Raw genomic sequence first — 19,509 nt, forward strand, 5'->3', positions numbered from 1 at the left:
GGAAACAGGGAGAGACAGCATGGATCCGAAGAGGAAGGCCATCACCGCGGCGGTGGTGGGGACGGCTCTCGGCGTCGGCGGGCTCGTGGTCGTCGCGATGCCGGCCACCGCGGGCGACGCGCCCGTCTTGCCGCAGATCAGCGCCGAAGAGCTGGTGCAGTCGACGCTCAACGCGAAGCCGTCGGCGTTCGACGGGAAGGTCAAGGTCAGCAACGACCTCGGCCTGCCGCAGGTCGGCGGCGCCCTGCCCGGTGTCTCGGCGCTCGACGTCGACTCGGCGCAGGTGTCGACCGACGGCGCGGGCAAGAGCAAGATCTCGCTCACCGAGGGCTCCAGCCAGCAGACCATCGTCCGGAACGGCCAGACCGTCTGGGAGTACAGCTCCAAGGACAACTCGGCCACCAAGGTGACCATCCCGGACGGGCTGGCCAAGGAGCACCAGGACAAGGCCCAGGCCGTCGACCCGGCCACGGTCGCCTCCGAACTGCTCGGCAAGGTGCGCGAGAGCAGCACGATCGCCGTCGACGGGACGGCCTCGGTGGCGAACCGGGCCGCGTACGAACTGGTGCTGACCCCGAAGCCGACCGAGCGGACCCTCCTGCGCGAGATCCGCGTCGCGATCGACGACCAGACCCGGATGCCGCTGCGGGTCACGGTGCTGGCCAACGGCACGTCCGCCCCGGCGTTCGAGGCCTCGTTCAGCGAGATCAACTTCGCGAACCAGCCCGCGTCGAACTTCGAGTTCACCCCGCCCAAGGGCGCGAAGGTGACCGAGAAGGCCGCCGAGGTCGACCCGAAGAACCGTGAGCTGGCCGAGCAGGCGAAGTCCGACATCAAGGTCGTCGGCGACGGCTGGGACACCGCGATCACCGGCAAGATCCCGGCCGACGCGCTGGCGAAGGCCGGCGACGCCAAGGACGAGCAGGGCCGCCAGGTCGACCCGAAGGCGTTGCTTTCGCGGTTCGCCAAGCCGGTCAGCGGTGCCTGGGGCAGCGGCTGGCTGATGACCACGAAGGTCGGCACCGGTGTGCTGACCGACGACGGCCGCTACGCCGCCGGCGCGGTGCCGGAGCAGGTCCTCTTCGAGGCCTTGGCCGCGAAGTGACCACCACGTTCGAAGCCGGAGCGGACGCTTCCCAGGAGGCGTCCGCTCCGGCGGTACCCATGGCGGCCCGTACCAGGGGCCTGCGCAAGGTCTACGGCCGCACGGTGGCCGTGGACCACGTCGATCTCGACGTTCCCGAAGGCGCCGTGCTGGGGATGCTCGGCCCCAACGGTTCGGGCAAGACGACGACCATCCGGATGCTGCTCGGCCTCGTGCGGCCGACCGAGGGCGAGGTCGAACTCTTCGGCAAACGGATGCCCGACGAGGCGGCGCACGCGTTGCCCGACGTCGGCGCGCTGGTCGAGGGGCCGGGTTTCCACCCTTTTCTCTCCGGGCGGGAGAACCTGCTGCGCGTGGCCGCGGCCGAACCGCGGCTGGCCTCGGCGGGAATCCCCGGAGCGGTCGACGCGGCGCTTGAGCGCGTCGGCCTGACCGGCGCCGCCACCCGGCGCTACAAGGGTTATTCGCTGGGGATGAAGCAGCGGATGGGCCTGGCGAGCGCGTTGCTCGTGCCGAGGCGGATGGTCGTGCTCGACGAGCCGACGAACGGCCTCGACCCGGCGGGCACCAGGGAGATCCGCCGGATCATCGGCGAACTGCACGCCGACGGCGTCACCGTGCTGGTGTCGTCGCATCTGCTGGCGGAGGTCGAGGCGACCTGCACGCACGTCGCGGTGCTCCAGTCCGGGAACGTGATCGCCCAGGGCGAGCTCTCGGAACTGCTGGAGTCGGGGAACGCGGCGCTGCTGGTGCGGACGCCGGACGCCGAACTCGCGGTGGAGACGTTGCGGGAGAACAGGATCGGCAGCAGGCTCACGCCGGACGGCGTCCGCGTCGACCTGACCGCGGCCGAAGCCCCCGAGGTGCTGCGTCAGCTGGTGACGGCCGGGGTGGCCGTGCACGAGGCGGCGAGGGCACGGACCGGGCTCGAAGACCTGTTCGCCCGGCTGACCCAGCCGGAGTCCACTGTAGACGGTGAGGGGGAGTCGTGACCCACGCTCTGGCCGCGGCACCCGCGGCACGGACCGGGCAGGACAGTATCGGCCTGCTCCGGTTGTACCGCGCCGAACTGCGCTGGATCTTCCGGCGGCCGCGCACACTGGCCGTACTGGGCCTGCTCGCGTTGATCCCGGTGATCATCGGGGTCGCGCTGACGCTCGTCGACCCGGCGGAGACGAGCGGCGGTGGTGGCGGCAACGGGGACGGCGCGCTGCTCGCGTCCGCGGTCAGCAACGGCTTCATCCTGCCGGTCGCCGCGCTGACCATGACGCTGGGACTGCTGCTCCCGCTCGCCTCGGCGATGGCCGGGGCGGACGCGATCGCCGGCGAGGCGGCCCACGGGACGCTGCGCGGCTGGCTGATCGCGCCGGTCGGCCGGGGCAGGCTGCTCGCGATCAAGGCGTTCGGCGTCGCGACGGTTTCGACGATCGCCGTACTGGCCATGACGTTCACCGGTTTCGTCACCGGGCTGATCATCAGCGGCACCGATTCGATGTTCACTCTCACCGGCTCGACGCTGAGCGTCTGGGACGCGCTGGGCCGCATCCTGCTCGTGGCCGCGTGGGTGGTCCTGCAGCTGTGGGCGGTCGGCGCGGTCGCGCTGGCGATCTCGGCGTTCACCGAACATCCGATGCTGGTCGTCGCCTCGGTGCTGGCCGGGACGATCGTGTTCACCATCCTCGGCTTCCTGGACGCGGTCTCGTGGCTGCATCCGTTCCTGCTCAACGAGAACTGGACGCAGGCGCCCGCATCGGTGCTGATGGACCCGGTGGACACCGCGATGCTCGGCGAAGGCGCGCTTCGCGCCGCCTGCTACATCGCCATCGGGCTCTCGATCGCCTACGCGCGCCTCACGACGCGGGACGGCTGACCTCCCACGTGGGCTGAAAGGGCCCTTCACCGCATACGACGCGGCGAAGGGCCCTTTCGTCGCGTGAGACGAGGGGAAAGTCCCCTTCAGCCCAGGAGGGCGACGCCGTCCGGGTCCAGGGCGAGCCGCACGGTGTCACCGGGGCGCAGATCGGCGGTGACCGGCGCGACGGCGTCCACAGTGGACAGATTGCCGCCGGGGGCGACCACGAGCCGCACGTGCTCCCGCCGGTGCACCACGGCGACGACCTCGCCCTCGACACCCTCCGGGGCGACCCGCAGACCGTGCGGCCTCAGGCCCAGCCGCACGGCACCGTCCTCGACATCGGGCAGCGTGACCTCGCCGAGCACCGTCCGCACCGTCCCGCCCGACGCCTCGCCGTCGACGAAGGTGGTCACGCCGAGGAAACGCGCCACGTCCTCGCCCACCGGCTGCCGCCAGACGCGGCGCACCGCGCCCTCCTGCCGGATCTCACCGTCGTCGAGCACGGCGACCCGGTCGGCGAGCGTGAACGCCTCCTCCTGGTCGTGCGTGACCAGCAGCGCGGTGATCTTGCTGCGCCGCAACAGGGCCGCGAGGTCGATCGCCAGCTGTTCCCGCAGCCCGGCGTCCAAACCGGACAGTGGTTCGTCCAGCAGTAGCAACCGCGGTTCCGGCGCGAGCGCGCGGGCCAGCGCCACCCGCTGCGCCTGCCCGCCGGACAGCTCGGTCACCCTCCGCCGCTCGTAACCGGCCAGCCCGACCAGATCGAGCAGCGCGCGGATCCGGTCGGCGTGCTCGGCGCGAGGCACGTCGTGCATCCGCAGCCCGAACGCGATGTTGGCGGCGACGTCCTTGTGCGGGAACAACTGCCCGTCCTGGAACACCAGCCCGAACCCTCGCCGGTGCACCGGGACACCGGAGAGGTCCTCGCCGTCCCACCGCACGGTGCCCGACGTCAGCGGCTCCAGGCCGGTGATCGCCCGCAGCAGCGTCGACTTCCCCGAACCGGACGGGCCGAGCAGCGCCAGCACCTCGCCGTCGGCGATGTCCAGCCCGGCGTCCTTCACGGCCGCGAAGGATCCATAGTGGACGGTCAGATCCCGTACCGACAGCGACACTAGAACTCCCCTACCGAATTCTGCCCGCGGACCGCGCCGAACCGGTCGATCAGCACCACCGCCACCACGGTCACGATCATGAGCAGCGCGCAGGCCGCGTAGGCCATCTGGTTGTTCAGCTCCCCCGGCCGCGAGATCAGCGTCGCCACGGCGACCGGCAACGTCGGCGCGTCCGGCCTGGCCAGGAAGCTCGTCGCGCCGAACTCGCCGAGCGCGACCACGTAACCGAACCCGGCCGCCGCGACCAGCGAACGCGCCGTCAGCGGGAGATCGATCTCCCGCCACACCCGGCCGGGGCTCGCGCCGAGCGTCGACGCGGCCTGCCGCAGCCGGACGTCGACCGACCGCAGCACCGGCAGCACCATCCGCACGATCAGCGGGATGATCACCAGCGCCTGCGCGAGCGGCACCAGCAGCGGAGACGTCCGCAGGTCGCCGGGGAGCGCGTCGAGCGTGACGAGATAGCCGAAGCCGACGGTCACCGCGGACACACCCAGCGGCAGCATGAGCGCGGCGTCCATCGTCTCGCCCATCCCCCTGGCCAGCCTGCCCGGCGTGCGGCGCAACGCCACCAGCACGACCGAGGCCAGCACCCCGACGATCATCGCGAGCGTCGTCGCGTCGAAGGCCGTCCGCAGCGACATCGACGCCGCGTCCCAGCCGGAAACCTGAAGGGCGCCATGGGAGCCCTGCCCGGCCAGGGCTTCGTACCCGGCGAGGCTCCAACCGTCCGAATCGGACCCAGTGGACACGGACTCGACCAGCAACGCCACGATCGGCGTCATCAGGAGCGCGACCACCGCGAGCCCGGCGGCCACCGCCCACCACTCGCCGCCCCTCGGGCGCCGCGCGGTCTCGCTCCGCGAACGCAGCCGGACCGCGTTCTCCCGGCGCCGCCTCGCCAGCGCGCCGACGACCAGCGCGGCGACGACGGCGGCGAACTGCACCAGCGACAACGCGGCCGCGCCGGAGAGGTCGAGGAGTTCGACCGTGCGCAGGTAGATCTCGGTCTCCAGGGTGCGGTACTTCGCGCCGCCGAGGATGAGCACGACACCGAAACTGGTGGCGCAGAACAGGAACACCACCGCGGCCGAAGACGCGACGGCCGGGGCGAGCGCGGGCAGCGTCACCGAGCGGAAGGCACGCCACGGCGACGCGCCGAGTGCCCGCGCCGCGTCCACGGTGCGCGGATCGAGATGGCTCCACAGCCCGGAAACCGTGCGCGCGACGACGGCGACGTTGAAGAAGGCGTTGGCCAGCACCAGGGGCAGCAGCCCGCCGTCGGGCCAGAGCGCGCGGAACGCCAGGCCGACCACGACGGTCGGCAGCACGAACGGCACCAGCACGAGCGTCCGGACGAGCGAAACCCCCGGCAGCCGCACCCGCGCGAGCAGGAACGCGACCGGCAGGCCCGCCAGCACGGCCACGATCGTCGAGACCCCGGCACTGGCGACGGTGAATCCGGCGAGCTTCCAGGTCAGCGGGTCGCCGATGGCCGTGCCGACGCCGCCGGAGCCGAATCCGCGCGCGACGATCGCCGCGACCGGCCAGGCGAAGAACACCACGAGGAAACCGAGCGGCAGCACGGCGAGTGCGGCCAGCCCGGCTCCTCGGAAGGTCAGCCCGGTCGCACTCAGCCTTCGAGAAGTGTGCGCCACTGGGCGATCCACTGCTCGCGCTCGGCCTGGATCTTGGCCGGTTCGAGCGTCTTCGGCTGCTGCGGCTGCGGCGCGGCCTGCGCCCAGCCCTGCGGGAGCTCGACGCCCTGACGGGCCGGGTACACGTACATGTTGCTCGCCACCGTCACCTGGAACTGCTGGGACAGCAGGAAGTCCACGACCTTGCGGGCCTTCTCGACCTGCTTGCCGCCCTTCAGCACCCCCGCGTACTCGACCTGGCGGTAGCAGGTGTCCAGCAGTGCCTTCGTACGCGGCTTGCCGTCGTCACCGATCTCGGCGGCGGGCGAAGAGGCGTAGGAGACGACGATCGGGCGCGGGCCCTTGCCCGAGGAACCCGAGAATTCCTTGGAGTAGGCCTCTTCCCAGCCGCTGACCGTCTTGAGCCCGTTGGCCTTCAGCTGCGTCCAGTATCCCTGCCAGCCCTGCTCGCCGAACTGGGCGACGGTGCCGAGCAGGAACGCCAGGCCGGGCGACGACGTCGCGGGGCTCTCGGCGACCATCAGGTCCTTGTACTTGGCGTCGGCCAGGTCCGCGAACGACTTCGGCTCGGGGATCCCCTTGTCCGCGAAGTACCGGGTGTCGATGTTGACGCAGACGTCGCCGAGGTCGACCGCGGAGAGCCGGTGCTCGGGGTCGACCGAGTAGCGCTGCGGGCCGCGATCGGCCTCCGGGCTGGTGTACTGCTCGAAAACGCCCTCGGTGAGCGCGCGCGAGGCGAACGTCGAGTCGATGCCGTACGCGACGTCCCCGATCGGGTTCGCCTTGGTCAGCACCAGTTTGTTGGTCAGCGCGCCCGCGTCCCCCTGCTTGAGCACGGAGATCTTGATCCCGGACTGCCGCTCGAACGCGTCGAGGACCTCCTGGGGCGCGAGCCACGAGTCGTGTGTCACGAGCGTGACCGTCGCCGGCGCCTGCGGGTCGTTCCCCGTGTTCCCGGAGAGCGAGCAGCCCGCGACGAGGGCGGCCACCGTGCCAGCCGCAACGACCGTGCGGAGGGCGCGTTTCATCTAGCCTCCTGCGTTCTTCAAGGGGGGACCCGTGGCAAACGTGCAGCGTAGCCGACGGCGTACCACCATGGAGTCATGGCGGAAATCTTGAACGACCAGCAGGCCGACGAAGCCGTGACCAAGCTCTCCGGGTGGACCCGCGACGGCGTGACGATCGAGCGGACCGCGAAGCTGCCGAGCTTCCCGAAAGCCATCGAAGCGGTGGACAAGGTGGCCGAACTGGCGGAGGCGGCCGACCACCATCCCGACATCGACATCCGCTGGCGGACGGTGACGTTCCGGCTCAGCACGCACTCCGCCGGGGGCCTGACGGCGAAGGACTTCTCCCTCGCGTCGCAGATCGACGGGGTACTCGACGGGATGTGACGTCCGCGACGATCGCGCCACGACTCCGCTTCTCGGACGTCTTCCCAGTAGGGACACAACGAGAAAGGACGAGTGATGACGCAAGCGATCGTGGTGGGGTTCTCGGCGTTCGGCGCGATGGTGGCGGCCGCTGCCGGAGTGCTCTGGTACACGGCGCGCGATCGGCATCACCAGCACGATCAGTGACGTTGATCACACCGGCGTCCGGCAGGTAACGCGGAGCCTGATCAACGCGCTGTTCCCGGCGGACCTGTCGCTTCTCTCCCCCGGGGAACCGCCGTGAACAACGCCTCCATCACCGCCGCCCAGCGCGCCTGGGTGACCACGTTCGCCGCCGCCATCACGCTGCTGACGATCGTCGTGCTCGGCCTGCTCGGCTAGTCCTTCAGCCCGAGCAGGCCTCGCGGGCGGCGACCAGCTCCGGAAGGTGCTTCGCCGCCCACTCGAGGCATGCCTCCGTCGGCTCGACCAACGTCCGGCCGAGCGAGGTGAGCTCGTATTCCACACGCGGCGGCGTCTCGTCAGCCGGGCGCGAACATGTCGGGCCTCAACGGCTTCACCCATCCGAAGTTATCCTCCGTCGGTGAGCGTCGAGCCTCTGCCCGGCCCCGAATACACACGGGTGTGGAATCGCTTCTTCGCGGACTTCTCGTTCCGAGCCGGCAACGATCCGCTCAAGTGGCCCGGGATCGTAGAGCCCCCAGGGTCGGTGACCTGGCGCCTGGCCGCTCTCGACAAACATCCTGAGTATGAGCTGCTGGACTGGATGGTTTCCGTGATCCGGGAGGGCCTGACCTCGTGCGCCGACGAGTTGTACGCGCTCGACTGGCACCACGAGTCGTACCGGCTCGCGACCACCGCGAAGGACTGGCCGCTCAGCCCGTTCCCGGACGGTGACTACCACATCTACCTGACCCCGGACTTCCGGCTCGGCACGTTCGGGCACCCCTGGGAGTACACGATCTGCGTGTTCGGTGAAGAACTGGTGACCGCGATTTCGGCCGAACTCACCCTGATCCTCGGCAAACCGCTACGCAGGTCCGCGTAGGCCCGATTGCCGCTTCCGGGCCGACGCGCCGAGCCGCCGCGCGCAGGACTCTTCAGTGGTCTTGAAATCCAGTGAGGAGTTCACCATGAACCGTTCCACCGCAGCCGTCGCCAACGCCTTCTTCCTCTTCGTCGGTGTCGCGGGACTGATCATCCAGATCGCGTCGGGCGTCCCCGGTTTCCCGGACGTCCCGCCCGGCCCGTTCATCCTCGGCGTGTCCGGGATCCTCGTGCTGACGCTGGCCGCCAGGTACCGGTGGATCCTGTTCCTCGGCGTCGCCGCGCCGGTGTTCATCCTCGTCGGCGCCCTGCTCGAAGGATCGTTCTGGGGACGGCTCGCCGACATCGGCGACTTCGGGCCCTTCGTCGGCACCGTGCTGCTGATCGGCGGGGTGCTCGCCGCGGCGGTCACCGGCGTCGTCGCCGTCTCGCACGCGTACCGTCGGGTGGCCGCGCGCTGAACCGGAAAAGGGGACGATCGGAGGTTGCCCTGGCGGCTCCGTGACTCTTAGCTACTCGAACGAGTTTCTTCGAGAAGTGAGGGGTGTTCCATGGCAGGTCTGCGCAGACGTGAGGTGCTCGCGGGCGCGGTGGCACTGGCGGGCGCGGCGACGATCGGGCTGAACCCCGGCACCGCCGCCGCGGCCACGCAGCAACGTCCGGGCGCGCAGTTCCCGCCGTCGCTGGAATTCGGCGACTACCCGGTGGTCGCGCGAGTGCGGTCGCGGCGGGCACTGGAGCACCTGCGGGTGCTCAGCGACAAGATCGGCCCCCGGATCGCCGGCACCGAAGGCGAACTGCGAGCCAGGGACTACATCGCGAAGGTGCTCCGGGACCTGCGCTACCAGGTCACGCTGCAGCCGTTCCCGATCGCCGACAAGTTCCTGGGCAGCCTGTCGATCGGGCGCGACAGCTGGCAGACCGGCTCGTCCCCGCAGGGCTTGCAGGACGTCACGCGCGAGGCCGTCGTCGTCGACGCCGGTGACGGCAGCACCCTGCCCGACGATCTGACCGGCAAGATCGTGCTGATCGCCGCCGTGACCAACAAGGCCGACGCGTACCTGACGGCCGCGCAGCGCGGAGCGGACGCCGTGCTGCTCGGCCGGATCGGCGCCGACCCGGCACGCAAGCTGTCGGCGTTCTCCCCGACGCTGGCCACCCCGGTCACCATTCCGGTGCTCGGCCTGGCCCAGGTGCAGGTCGAGCGCCTTCGCGAACGGCTCGCCAAGGGTTCGGTCACGGTGAAGGCGACGGCCACGCACCACAAGAACCTGACGTCGTACAACGTCATCGCCGAGCGGCCCGCCACGTTCCCCGGCAAGGACGAAGGCGTGGTCATGGTGACCGCGCACTACGACAGCGTCCCCGGCTCCCCCGGCGCCAACGACGACGGCAGCGGCACCGTGCTCTGCCTGGAACTGGCCCGCGTCCTGCGGTACCTGCCGACGAACAAGACGCTGCGGTTCGCGCTGTGGGGCTCGGAGGAATACGGGCTGATCGGTTCGCGGCACTACGTCAAGAACCTGTCCGACCCGGAAGCGAAGCGGATCGCGGGCTGCTTCCAGAACGACATGGTCGCCACCAGCTGGGACCCGGCGATCACCTACTGGCTGCTTTCGGTCGACGGCGCCGACAACGCTACGACCGCCGCCGTCAACGCCGCGGCGAAGCGGCTCGGCTACGACCCTCAGGTCAAGGGCCCGGTGGCGCGCGGTTCGAGCGACCACGTGCCGTTCTTCGAGCGCGGGATCGCTTCGGGCAACTTCAGCTGGCGCGGCGAATCCGGCCCGGCGCTGCTGGAGCCGACGTACCACACGCCGGAAGACACCATCAAGGACAACGTTTCCCTTGAGCGGCTTCAGGTCTCGCTGGAGCTGATCGGCTCGGCGGCGTACAGCCTGCTGCGGAAGTGAGGTTCGCCGGGCGGCCCCGATGCACCTATCGGGGCCACCCGGCCGTCCTCAGCGTGTGTAGTCCACCGCGCCCAAGGCGATCGGGGCCGGATTCCTGGCGACCCAGGCCACGGCGAGCTCGCTCATACGATCGAGGTGGCCGTCCGCGCCACGGCCCGACCTGACCTCCTTCGCGATCTCCTTGGCTTCTTGGAGTTCTTCCTCGCCGAGAGGCTCGCCCTGCGCCAGGAAACCCGGGAACGCGTCGGCCATCGCGCGATAGTCACGGTCCCAGTTCGCCCCGCCGTTCCGGAACATCTCGTCGGTGATCCGGCCGGTGACGCGGATGGCCTCGCACTGCACCGTCTCGCCCGCACCGCTCGACGGCACGAGAAGCTCCCAGAGCGCCTTGTGCCGCTCCTGCCAGGATCCGTCGGGCACGACGATCGGGGACACGCCGTCGTGCCTCGACCGCCGGGCGACCGGCTCGACCCCGAAGATCCCGTACAGCTCGCCGAGCGCGGCGTCGGTCTTCCCGAAGAGGTCGGAGTTGAAGTTCCCGCGGTGGAACTCGAAATCACGACCGATCCGCTCGACCTCACGGCGCATCTCGGCCGTGACGCTCGTGCCGTGTTCGAGCAGCAGCTTCGCGATCTCGACACATTCGGGGAGGTCGATGTTCCGCGTGATGACCAGGGCCCGCTTCAGTAACGACTCGCCGCTCTTGTCGAGAACCTCGGTGGAAGCCCCGTGCTCGATCAGGACTCGCGCCGGCGCGGACCTCAGCCTGCCCACCGCCGTCAGAAGCGGCGTCTTCCCGGCTTTGTCGACCGCCTCGATGTCCGCACCGAGTGAGAGCAGTAAGGGAATCTGCTTCGGAACACCACGGGAAGCCCGCGTATGAAGCGGTGTCCTGCCGTCGCCGTCCGGGGTGTCGACGGCGAGCCCCTGCTCGCTCAGCCAGACGACGAGCTCGTCCGGGCATTCCGGGAAGCCGATGGCGGTCCCTTTGGCATAGCCGCCCCGCGCGTCGAGCTCGCATTTGCCGAAGACGGCTTTCAGCTCCTCCAGCGGAGCCGAGGTCAACATCTCCTGGAAGTCCTTGGGAAGGGTCTTCCGCTTTCGTGCCATCGTCTTCGTCCTTTCAGCCGAACTTCGGGCGCAGTTGTTCACGCATCTGCCGGAAGTTCTTCGGCTTCACAGCCCAGCACGAGGATCTTCACCGGCAGCCTCTCACCGAGGTACGCGTTCACCGCCGCTTCGATGCCCGGCCACTGGCAGGACACGGGCGTGATGACGTCGCCGGGCGCCAACGATTCCCAGCCGTCCACCGATCCCGGCAGGTCCGCGGCTTCGACCAACGATCCGATGAGATCGACGGTGGCGTCGTCCGTCACTGTTCCCCCTTCGCTCGCTGCAGGTCGAGGAACTTCCGCATGACTTCGGAGACCTCCGGTTCCTCGTCCGCCGGCGAGATGTCGGCGTCGTCGATGTGGAACCGCCGCAACAGTTCGAGGGCGGCGTCGCTGACGAGGAGGTCGACGACCGTTTCGAGCACGAAGTCGTCACCGCCCTCCTCCGTGCCGGTGGGGATGAGCCGCTCCCAGTCACGGGGAAGGCCGAGGTGGCTGTAGAACATGTCGAACTGTTCTTCGGTGGTCACCACCACCTCGCCGAGCTCGTAGCCGGTGAGCGGCGATTCCCTCAGCGCGTCGGCGAGCCTGCCGGTGACGATCCAGTACCCGCTCGTCGTGACGATGTCGTCGCCGAGCCAGCCGGCGAACTCGTAGTGCAGCGGGCCGACGAGTGGTTCGGCCCCGCGCCGCGGGTCGTAGTCGATACCGGGACCGAGGCCTCCGGCGACCTCGGGTTCGAAACGGTGGTACACGGAACGACCTCCCGGAGTGCTCATGCCCAGTTTCCGAGCTCGGCGTCGATACGCGGATCCGTGCGGACCCACACCTCACCGTCGGCGGCTCCCGGCGGAGCGTCCACGCGTTCGAGGCCGAGCGTCCGGACCAACCCCAGGAGCTCGTCCCGATCCTCGCCCGCGTCCTCGATGGAGTAGCTGTCGAACAGGACGTAGTGCACGTCCCAGCGATCGTTGTATCCGGAGTCGGCCCAGATCTTGCAGAAGCGGTCCACCGTCTCCCGGTCGAACGGCACGACCTGTTCCGGCTCGCCCGCCGCGGCGAAACCTTTCGCGATGTCGTCGGCACCCCACCACGCCACGGCTTCGGCGACCGCGGCCGGAGTGAAGTCCTCCAGCGCGAGAAAACCCTCCAGAAGCCAGCCGACCCCGGTTTCCTCGACACCCAGCTCTTTCTCCTGCAAGTGGGACACCAGGCCGTCCGCCATGGCGCAGGGCCCGGAGAAGGTGAAGACGCCGGAGGCGACCACGAGGGTGCCGCCGTCCGGATGCGAGGCATTGAGCGTCGTATCCGCTTCCGGCACGTTCCTCACCAGAGCGAGCAGGTCAGCCGGTACGCCGTCGTAGAGCGCTGCCTGCGCCTGCGGGTCTTCGTAGAAGTTGAGTTCGCCGATGTGGTCGAACGTCACCACGAGACCGCGGCCCTCCGCGGTGAACCAGGCGTTGACGGTGTCGCCGCCGCCGTTGCCGAAGCCGAAGTGCGTGACCCCGTCGACCGTCACCGGCTCGTGTCCGTCGATGCGGGTCAGGATCTCCAGCCGGCGGCGCAGTTCGCGGGGATGGGTCCGCCGGAGCATCGACTCGTCGAACCGGGAGCGGAGCCGGGCGCGTTCGAAAGCGGCGACATCGGGCCACCAGGGGCCGTAGTGGTCGAGGGCGCTGAAACCGCCGCGGGCGAAGTTGGCCACCTGGGTCCGGTAGTCGCCGCGGTTGGTGACGAGGCGGTACTCGATCAGAGAGTCCTGCGCCCCCTTGATCCGGCAGATGGTGCCGACGTCGAACATGAGCAACAGCGCCTCTTCGTTCTCCTCGTCCTCGACGCGGTACGACGCGTTGTCGTCGGCACGGTGCAGGTCGACGAACTCCTGGAACGCGTCGGGCGCGGATCGAGCGTCACCCGGCGCCCACTTCCGCTCGTTGCCTTTGGCGTCGCTGAAGGTCAGTGGTCTCATCGTCATCCTTGCTTTCTGGCCTTGTCGGCGGCTTCGGAGCACATCAGGAAGCTCACCGCGCGCACCGCGTCGTCGGCGAGGTGCGGGAAGGCGCGGCGAACCTCGCGCTGGACCTTCTCCTCGATTCGCCGCCAGTCACGCTGTTTCACGGCGTGCTCGCCTCTTCGCCGGTCGCGGGAGATCCGCATCCCGGCGCACGCCTGCTCCGCGGCGGCGATCACCCGCGTGACCTCGGGAAGCAGGCCGGGATCGACGGCGCCCGGATCCCGGGCCGGTCCCTTCCCGCCGTGCGGATAGCGGCCCGTGTACTTGAGCAGCGCCTTGTCGAGCGGGGCAAGCCTGGCGCGCTGACGGTTCGCGTCGTACTCGCGGACGAGCGACCACTCGGACCACGCGCTCGCGGAGCGCAACGCCTCGAAGAGCTGCCCGCGTTCGAGCAGCTCGACGTCCGCGCCCTGAGCGACGAGCCAGCGTACGTCCCAGCGAGTGTCCCGGAACAGCGACTCGACGTCGGAAGGCGCGCCGAAGAGGATCGGGTCCAGCAACGCGACCGCCGCCGGTTCGTCGAGAGGCCCCCGGGTCCCGGCCGCCTCGCACAGCGGCAGGATCGCGCTCCACAACAGCAGATACCGGGTCAGGTCGTCCCGGAGCACCTCGAGATGGGCCTCCGAGACCGGGAAGGCGAACCTGCGAGGGTCGTGGTTGGCGTTGGCCCCGGCGTCGAGTTCGAGCCTGAGCTCACCGTCCGCGCGGATCACTCGCGGCATCCAGGGGTTCTCGCGGATGAAGAGGACCTCGCTCATGACGCCCACCCGCGGGCGACCTGGCCGAGGACGTCGACGATGCCGCGGGACACGACCTCCAGCTGGCTGCGGCTGCCGATGATCGGCCGTGGGTAGGGAGGATTCGGGTCGGGCTCGCCCCGGGAGCGGCGGATGGCCAGGGCCAGCGCGTGCAGCATCTCGGGCTCACCCTGCCGCTCGCCGTCCGCGAGCACCGCCAGGCGGCACTCCTGGGAGTTGAGTCCCCGTCCGAGCTGCACCACCAGGCTGCACACCACGGCTCCCGCGGCGACCTCCACGGTGAACGACCGATGGCGTGGGCCCGTCGATATTCGCGAGACCTCGGCCCCGGCCGCGCGATACGCCCGCATGAACTCGCTCGCGGGGAGCGCGGCGAACGCGCCGCTCGCGGTGAGCAGCGAATCTTCCTCGTAGGTATCCGTCGCCTCGGCCGCCCAGTCACGCTGGGCATCGCACCAGCGGGCGAGCGGTGAGAGGGCGGGGCTCGTCATGCGGTTCATCCTCGGTCCGTGGCGGCGTGCTCGAATGGCCGCATGAAGAAGACGAAACGCCGGCCTCTGCGGTTCCTCGTGATCGCGCGCACGGCACCCGGCCGCCATCCGCACCCCATGGAGGTGGCTCTGCACCCGGCCGGCGCCGCTTCCCGCGTTTCGATCTCGGTGGGCCCGCATCCCGTGAACGCGGGTGGACAGGTCGCCCTCTCCCAGGTGCTCGACGAGTCCCTGGCCGGGCTCAGCCCGTCCTGGACGGAGGAGTTCGACGAGGCGGACCTGCACTGGGTGGTGCCGTACCTGGTCCGCCTCCAGGCCGGGGAGGACACGACGGACGAGATCGTGGCGGCCTACACGGCGCGGCACGGCAAGCCGCCCGCGACGATGTCCCAGGACCGCTACGGCGTCTGATCAGTCGGTGAAGCGACTTCCCAGTCGGCTCAGGCCGTAGTCCTGACTGGGGGGCGGCCGAGCGGACTCATCGCGGGTCAAGCGCCCCGGCGAGCAGGTCACCGACCAACCTCAAGTCCTCGATCTCCACGTCTCGCCCTTCCGGCACAGCCCTGATCTTTCGCAGCGATTGAGCTTCAAAGCGAATGAACCATTGTCGAGTGTGGAGAAGTGCGTCGGCACGTAACCGCGGTTCAGCGGATTCAATCTGATCTCGCGATGCCGGCCCGCAGGTTCGGTCAAGCGTGATGCGCACAATGTCCAGGAGATCCGTCCCCTCTTTGGCGGCGCCACGATTCATTATCGACTGCAGTTTCATCGCGATAAGGGGACCCGGCTCGGCAACTCGCACTCTAAGGGGCGGGAGCCCTTCCGCCCTGAGCATGAGCGCGGACGCGGTAGACGCCGCCCACGCATGAGCTTGGACATGCAGGCGGTCGGTCGGGTCGTCCGGAAGGTCGTCGATGTCGGCGTCAGTAACCTCAAGTACGTCAACCTGCACCTCGCCCCACGGGGTGCGGACCAAGGCGCCGGCCGGCCCGCTCGGCGTCGCACCGGCCGCCACCAGGAGTTGAAGCTGTGATTCCTCGTTCACGGATCGACGATCGACGGTGTCGAGGTCGGTTGTCACCCGGTACGGCGTCGTCAGCCTGCACATGACCGCGAGGCCGCCCACAAGCACGACCGCACGTCCTGTCTGCTCGGCCACCACGGGTATCGCGCTGACGATCTGGGTCATCGACCTTCCGGTGAGAACCACGACCTCTGGCTCACCAGACACGAGTCCCGACCTTCTCAGGGGTCCAGCCGTCAAGGATTTCCCTGCCGCGTCCCGGATCCTGCGCGAGATCGAGCGCGACGAAAAGAGGGTCCGCCAGCGGCCACTCCTCGTTCGTCCGTTCCCTGGCGTCGATGCGGCGAGCGCACACCAGCGACACAGGAGCGACACGAACTCGACCGGCGCGTGAGGAAGACGCCGTGGCCGACCCCAGCAGTTGGACAGCGCGCCGCAGCGTGCTTTGGTCTGGAACATAGAAGTCGGGCGGGTGGCCAGCGCGGATCGAAACGGGTGCCCCGTAGACCGCCGCCGCGTTCGTGTCGGTCAACGCCCATCCGACGGTCGATTCCACGTCGTTCATACCCAGCCTGAGTGCGGCGTTGTCTCGGCCTGCACCCGGCTTCGGAACACTCGCCACGTCACGGCTCGCAGCGTTCCAGTTCTCGGCGAGTTCCCAGAACAAGCCGGGAACCGCAGGCCTGTTGCCCTCATCGACGAGTCCCGCGGTCCGCAAAGCCGCAAAGGCTTCGGAAATCGAACTCGGCGCGCGGGACAACATCTTCGCGGCTGCTCGGACGCCGACTTTCTCGGCTGGATCGAGCAGCAAGAGAGCAGCGAGTTCGATACCGACCTGACCGGTGATGCCCTGCCGCTCGCCATCCGGCTTCACCAACGAAGGAATGTCCGAGTCGATGAACAAGCCTGGGCCTGTCAGCCTCAGATGCCCCCTCAGGTCCAGCCAGTTCCAGCCCGCTTGATTCAGGCAGTCCCGCGCATCCGAGGTGATCCTGTCCGCAACGACCACGAACGGCACAGCACTGTGCGCACTCTTCGACCATCGGCGAAGTTGGCCCGGCGCACTGTCCGCCGTGATCAACGCAGCCGACTTCAGTTGAATAGCGATCTTCCGGTCGTCCGGCAACACGATGACCACGTCGCCGCCTTGCCCCACCCCCGTCTCCATCACCACGAGACCAAGCGACTCAACTGCGGCAACAAGGGCATCCATGACGGCGCGCTCCCGCTCGGAAGATCCCATGAAGGCATCATCTGCCCTGTTCGCTGTTCGGTCAATACCGAACATCGAACACCACTCGATGGGGCTCGATGCCTTACCTGCTCACATGAAGCGATCAGACGACTTCGGGGCGTGCCCACTCCGCAAGGCGCCGGGCCGCTTCCTCGTAGGCAACGGCCCCGGTCGCCGCCGCGATCACCAGGTCGTACGCGTCGTCCTCCGGCGCTTCCACGTCAACACCGTTGAGGCCGTAGAAAACGAAGAGCGCCATCCAGCCCAGCCGCTTGTTGCCGTCGATGAGCGGGTGGTTGCGGACGATCGACTCCAGCAGAACCGCCGCTTTCTCATGCAGACCCGGGTAAGCGTCCTGCCCCATCAGCGACGACCGAGGCCGATGCGCCGCCGCGTCGAGCAAGCCCAGATCCCGAACCCGGGAAACACCCAGGTCGGTCGCGAGCGTGAGCAGGTCGTCCAGGGTCAGGTACTCGATCTTCACTGCGCCAGGCGATCGAGCAACGACGCGTAACGCGCCCGCCCGTCACGCGACAGGGCACGCACTCGATCGTCACGGACGGATCGGGCGGCGGCGTCGGTGATCGCCCGCACGATCGCTTCGTGCTTGCTCACCCCGTTGGCCTCGGCGAGCAAGGCCAACGCGCGCTCCTGCTCATCGTTCAGCCTCAACGTCATCGCCATGGGCCCATGATACCACTTCGGTATCATGATCAAGTCAGGCGTCGGGCTTCCAGGAGCGTGCGCGAAGAGCCGCGAAGTCGCCGTCGATGAACTCCTTGGCGATCGCGAGCGCCTCGTCGCGGTCGGCATAGTCGAGAGTGCCGACGACTTCTCCACCGCGTTCTGCCTGCTGGAAACAGACGGAGCGGCGGGTGAACTCGACGAACCAGTCGTCACTGTCGTTGATGTCGACGACGACGTGCTCGGCATCGTCGTCGTCGTTGAGCGCGTCGAGCAGGGCGGCGAAGGCCTCGACGGAGATGCCGTCGTCGATCTCGACACCCCAACGATCGATGAACCAGACGTCGCGATCGGCATCCATGCCCTTACCTCCGCCGCTACGGCCTTCCCAGAGTTGAGGCAGATCCTATGTCGGCCCCCGCACCACCGAGGAGCGAACGGCGACAATGGCGCCATGGATCTTGAACTCCGCGCGTGGGAAGGCGAGTGGTCCGATCGCCTCAGGTCGGCGCTCGAGCAGGCCGTCGCGGCGGTCGCCGGACAGCTGCCGTCGGACGACGTGGCCGGCGTCGGCATCGCGACCGACGCCGACGCCACGTCGATCGTCGCCTTCGCGCATTCGCGGCGACATCTCGACGAAATGATCGCCGAGGACCCGGAGTTCGCCATCGACGCGAAATGGCACCTTGGCGAGTGGGATCTGGACATCCGCGGGGCCGAGGGGATCGACGACCCGCTGGAGCCGATCCGCGCCGAGGCGGAACAGGCTATGCGACGCTGCACCGATTCGGACCTTCGCGAGTTCCGGAGGACGGTGTGGGACTCGATCGCACAGGCGTTGACGGCCTCGGTCGCCGCCGGGTTCTTCGAGCGATGGCCGAACGCGGTGAGGGTCTTCCTGCCACTCGACGCCGACGTCCCGGAACTCGACATCGCGCGGTGGAACGCCGCGTTGAACGATCAGGCAGGCACCGCGGAGTTCCGGGAGTTCCTGCAGGTCGACATCAGACGTTGAAGCGGAACTCCACGACGTCCCCGTCGGCCATAACGTAGTCCTTGCCCTCCATGCGCACCTTGCCCGCGGACCGGGCGGCGGCCATGGAGCCGTGCTCCATCAGATCGGCGAAGGACACGACCTCGGCCTTGATGAAGCCGCGCTCGAAGTCGGTGTGGATGACGCCCGCGGCCTGCGGGGCGGTCGCGCCCTGCGGGATTGTCCAGGCGCGCGATTCCTTGGGGCCCGCGGTCAGGTACGTCTGGAGGCCGAGGGTGTGGAAACCGGCGCGCGCGAGCGAGTAGAGGCCCGGCTCGTGCTGGCCGACGGACTCCAGCAGCTCGCGCACGGACTCCTCGTCGTCCAGTTCGAGCAGTTCGGCTTCGACCTTGGCGTCGAGGAACACCGCGTCCGCGGGGGCGACCATCTTGGCCAGCTCCTCGCGGCGCGAGTCGTCGGTGAGGATGCCTTCGTCGGCGTTGAAGACGTAGAGGAACGGCTTCGTGGTGAGCAGGCTCAGCTCGCGCAGCGCCTCGAAGTCGACCTCCTTCTGCGCCTGGAACAGGGTGCGCCCGGCGTCGAGGATCTCCTTGGCCTTGATCGCGTTGTCGAGGGCGGGCTTGGCTTCCTTCTTGGTCCGCGCCTCCTTCTCGAGCCGGTGCAGCGCCTTCTCCAGGGTCTGCAGGTCGGCGAGGATCAGCTCGGTGTTGATCGTCTCGATGTCGCTGGCCGGGTCGACCCGGTCGTCGACGTGGATCACGTCCGGGTCGTCGAAGACGCGGACGACCTGGCAGATCGCGTTGGCCTCGCGGATGTTCGCGAGGAACTTGTTGCCGAGGCCGGCGCCCTCGGAGGCGCCCTTCACGATGCCCGCGATGTCCACAAAGGACACGACGGCGGGCACGGTCCGCTCGGAACCGAAAACCTCGGCGAGCCGGTCCAGCCGCGGATCCGGCAGCGGGACGACACCGACGTTGGGCTCGATCGTCGCGAACGGGTAGTTCGCGGCGAGCACGTCGTTGCGGGTCAGCGCGTTGAACAGGGTGGACTTGCCGACGTTGGGCAGGCCGACGATGCCGAGGGTGAGACTCACGGGCCAGAAGTCTACGTG

General features: G+C 69.0%; 22 protein-coding genes and 2 pseudogenes. 9 read left to right on the forward strand and 15 right to left on the reverse strand.

Annotated features, from left to right (window positions below; translation table 11 throughout):
- Positions 1-19 precede the first annotated feature (19 nt).
- From DMH01_RS05565 to DMH01_RS05575, 3 genes are read left to right on the forward strand one after another with little or no spacing between them, the layout of a single operon-like run.
- Entirely contained in the window at positions 20-1,105 is a 1,086-nt protein-coding gene (locus DMH01_RS05565; protein ID WP_125673995.1) for an outer membrane lipoprotein carrier protein LolA, read from the forward strand.
- Complete coding sequence (locus DMH01_RS05570; protein ID WP_125673996.1) at positions 1,102-2,097, forward strand: ABC transporter ATP-binding protein; 996 nt, start codon at positions 1,102-1,104, stop codon at positions 2,095-2,097. Before DMH01_RS05565 ends, DMH01_RS05570 begins: the two co-directional genes overlap by 4 nt.
- Positions 2,094-2,975, forward strand: a complete 882-nt coding sequence (locus tag DMH01_RS05575; RefSeq protein WP_125673997.1) for an ABC transporter permease — start codon at positions 2,094-2,096, stop codon at positions 2,973-2,975. The genes DMH01_RS05570 and DMH01_RS05575 overlap by 4 nt, the downstream gene beginning before the upstream one ends.
- A gap of 86 nt (positions 2,976-3,061) precedes the next feature.
- Here DMH01_RS05575 and DMH01_RS05580 read toward each other — a convergent pair whose 3' ends face one another.
- Genes DMH01_RS05580 through DMH01_RS05590 form a run of 3 tightly spaced genes read right to left on the reverse strand, consistent with a single transcriptional unit; the run spans position 3,062 to position 6,761 of the window.
- Positions 3,062-4,075: an ABC transporter ATP-binding protein gene (locus DMH01_RS05580; RefSeq protein ID WP_125673998.1), complete on the reverse strand. Its 1,014-nt coding sequence runs from the start codon at positions 4,073-4,075 to the stop codon at positions 3,062-3,064.
- Positions 4,075-5,697: an iron ABC transporter permease gene (locus DMH01_RS05585; RefSeq protein WP_199745392.1), complete on the reverse strand. Its 1,623-nt coding sequence runs from the start codon at positions 5,695-5,697 to the stop codon at positions 4,075-4,077. Before DMH01_RS05585 ends, DMH01_RS05580 begins: the two co-directional genes overlap by 1 nt.
- A gap of 11 nt (positions 5,698-5,708) precedes the next feature.
- Complete coding sequence (locus tag DMH01_RS05590) at positions 5,709-6,761, reverse strand: thiamine ABC transporter substrate binding subunit (RefSeq protein WP_125673999.1); 1,053 nt, start codon at positions 6,759-6,761, stop codon at positions 5,709-5,711.
- 75 nt (positions 6,762-6,836) lie between these two features.
- Here DMH01_RS05590 and DMH01_RS05595 point away from each other — a divergent pair, with 75 nt between their 5' ends.
- A complete protein-coding gene (locus DMH01_RS05595; protein ID WP_125674000.1) occupies positions 6,837-7,127 on the forward strand; it encodes a 4a-hydroxytetrahydrobiopterin dehydratase in 291 nt (96 codons plus the stop codon).
- Between the two features lie 385 nt (positions 7,128-7,512).
- Here the strand turns inward: DMH01_RS05595 and DMH01_RS05600 are convergent.
- Positions 7,513-7,641, reverse strand: a pseudogene (locus DMH01_RS05600) (winged helix-turn-helix transcriptional regulator); the annotation flags it as partial.
- Positions 7,642-7,710: 69 nt separating this feature from the next.
- Between DMH01_RS05600 and DMH01_RS05605 the strand changes: the two are divergent.
- The 3 genes from DMH01_RS05605 (at position 7,711) to DMH01_RS05615 (ending at position 10,087) form a co-directional block, all read left to right on the forward strand.
- Positions 7,711-8,175 carry a DUF2716 domain-containing protein gene (locus DMH01_RS05605; RefSeq protein WP_125674001.1) on the forward strand — a complete coding sequence of 155 codons (465 nt, stop codon included), beginning with the start codon at positions 7,711-7,713 and terminating at the stop codon, positions 8,173-8,175.
- 85 nt (positions 8,176-8,260) lie between these two features.
- Entirely contained in the window at positions 8,261-8,635 is a 375-nt protein-coding gene (locus DMH01_RS05610) for a hypothetical protein (protein ID WP_125674002.1), read from the forward strand.
- Positions 8,636-8,725: 90 nt separating this feature from the next.
- On the forward strand, positions 8,726-10,087 hold the full coding sequence (locus DMH01_RS05615; RefSeq protein WP_125674003.1) for a M20/M25/M40 family metallo-hydrolase: 1,362 nt from the start codon (positions 8,726-8,728) through the stop codon (positions 10,085-10,087).
- 48 nt (positions 10,088-10,135) lie between these two features.
- Here the strand turns inward: DMH01_RS05615 and DMH01_RS05620 are convergent, their stop codons facing one another.
- The 5 genes and pseudogenes from DMH01_RS05620 to DMH01_RS05645 all read right to left on the reverse strand — a co-directional run bounded on the left by DMH01_RS05620 (position 10,136) and on the right by DMH01_RS05645 (position 14,462).
- On the reverse strand, positions 10,136-11,197 hold the full coding sequence (locus DMH01_RS05620; RefSeq protein ID WP_125674004.1) for an ankyrin repeat domain-containing protein: 1,062 nt from the start codon (positions 11,195-11,197) through the stop codon (positions 10,136-10,138).
- A 38-nt stretch (positions 11,198-11,235) separates the two neighbouring features.
- On the reverse strand, positions 11,236-11,463 hold the full coding sequence (locus DMH01_RS05625) for a hypothetical protein (protein WP_125674005.1): 228 nt from the start codon (positions 11,461-11,463) through the stop codon (positions 11,236-11,238).
- Positions 11,460-11,954, reverse strand: a complete 495-nt coding sequence (locus DMH01_RS05630; protein WP_158633190.1) for a hypothetical protein — start codon at positions 11,952-11,954, stop codon at positions 11,460-11,462. Before DMH01_RS05630 ends, DMH01_RS05625 begins: the two co-directional genes overlap by 4 nt.
- Before the next feature lie 20 nt (positions 11,955-11,974).
- Positions 11,975-13,971: pseudogene (locus DMH01_RS43170) on the reverse strand (DUF6357 family protein).
- Positions 13,968-14,462: a hypothetical protein gene (locus tag DMH01_RS05645; RefSeq protein ID WP_125674009.1), complete on the reverse strand. Its 495-nt coding sequence runs from the start codon at positions 14,460-14,462 to the stop codon at positions 13,968-13,970. Before DMH01_RS05645 ends, DMH01_RS43170 begins: the two are co-directional and overlap by 4 nt.
- A gap of 42 nt (positions 14,463-14,504) precedes the next feature.
- Between DMH01_RS05645 and DMH01_RS05650 the strand changes: the two genes are divergently transcribed.
- Complete coding sequence (locus DMH01_RS05650) at positions 14,505-14,873, forward strand: hypothetical protein (protein ID WP_125674010.1); 369 nt, start codon at positions 14,505-14,507, stop codon at positions 14,871-14,873.
- Positions 14,874-14,940: 67 nt separating this feature from the next.
- Here DMH01_RS05650 and DMH01_RS05655 read toward each other — a convergent pair whose 3' ends face one another.
- From DMH01_RS05655 to DMH01_RS42655, 5 genes are read right to left on the reverse strand one after another with little or no spacing between them, the layout of a single operon-like run.
- Positions 14,941-15,651 carry a prevent-host-death protein gene (locus DMH01_RS05655; protein ID WP_125674011.1) on the reverse strand — a complete coding sequence of 237 codons (711 nt, stop codon included), beginning with the start codon at positions 15,649-15,651 and terminating at the stop codon, positions 14,941-14,943.
- Positions 15,652-15,682: 31 nt separating this feature from the next.
- Complete coding sequence (locus DMH01_RS05660) at positions 15,683-16,774, reverse strand: transcriptional regulator (RefSeq protein ID WP_125674012.1); 1,092 nt, start codon at positions 16,772-16,774, stop codon at positions 15,683-15,685.
- A gap of 49 nt (positions 16,775-16,823) precedes the next feature.
- Positions 16,824-17,204: a type II toxin-antitoxin system death-on-curing family toxin gene (locus DMH01_RS05665; RefSeq protein ID WP_125674013.1), complete on the reverse strand. Its 381-nt coding sequence runs from the start codon at positions 17,202-17,204 to the stop codon at positions 16,824-16,826.
- Entirely contained in the window at positions 17,201-17,404 is a 204-nt protein-coding gene (locus tag DMH01_RS05670; RefSeq protein WP_125674014.1) for a CopG family transcriptional regulator, read from the reverse strand. Before DMH01_RS05670 ends, DMH01_RS05665 begins: the two co-directional genes overlap by 4 nt.
- A gap of 34 nt (positions 17,405-17,438) precedes the next feature.
- Positions 17,439-17,765, reverse strand: a complete 327-nt coding sequence (locus DMH01_RS42655; RefSeq protein ID WP_158633191.1) for a hypothetical protein — start codon at positions 17,763-17,765, stop codon at positions 17,439-17,441.
- Between the two features lie 93 nt (positions 17,766-17,858).
- Here DMH01_RS42655 and DMH01_RS42660 point away from each other — a divergent pair, with 93 nt between their 5' ends.
- Positions 17,859-18,419 carry a DUF4303 domain-containing protein gene (locus DMH01_RS42660; RefSeq protein WP_158633192.1) on the forward strand — a complete coding sequence of 187 codons (561 nt, stop codon included), beginning with the start codon at positions 17,859-17,861 and terminating at the stop codon, positions 18,417-18,419.
- Here the strand turns inward: DMH01_RS42660 and ychF are convergent.
- Entirely contained in the window at positions 18,409-19,491 is a 1,083-nt protein-coding gene (gene ychF, locus DMH01_RS05680; RefSeq protein WP_125674016.1) for a redox-regulated ATPase YchF, read from the reverse strand. The genes DMH01_RS42660 and ychF overlap by 11 nt on opposite strands.
- Between the last annotated feature and the right edge of the window lie 18 nt (positions 19,492-19,509).

Source organism: Amycolatopsis sp. WAC 04182 (assembly GCF_003947465.1).
Lineage (GTDB): Bacteria > Actinomycetota > Actinomycetes > Mycobacteriales > Pseudonocardiaceae > Amycolatopsis.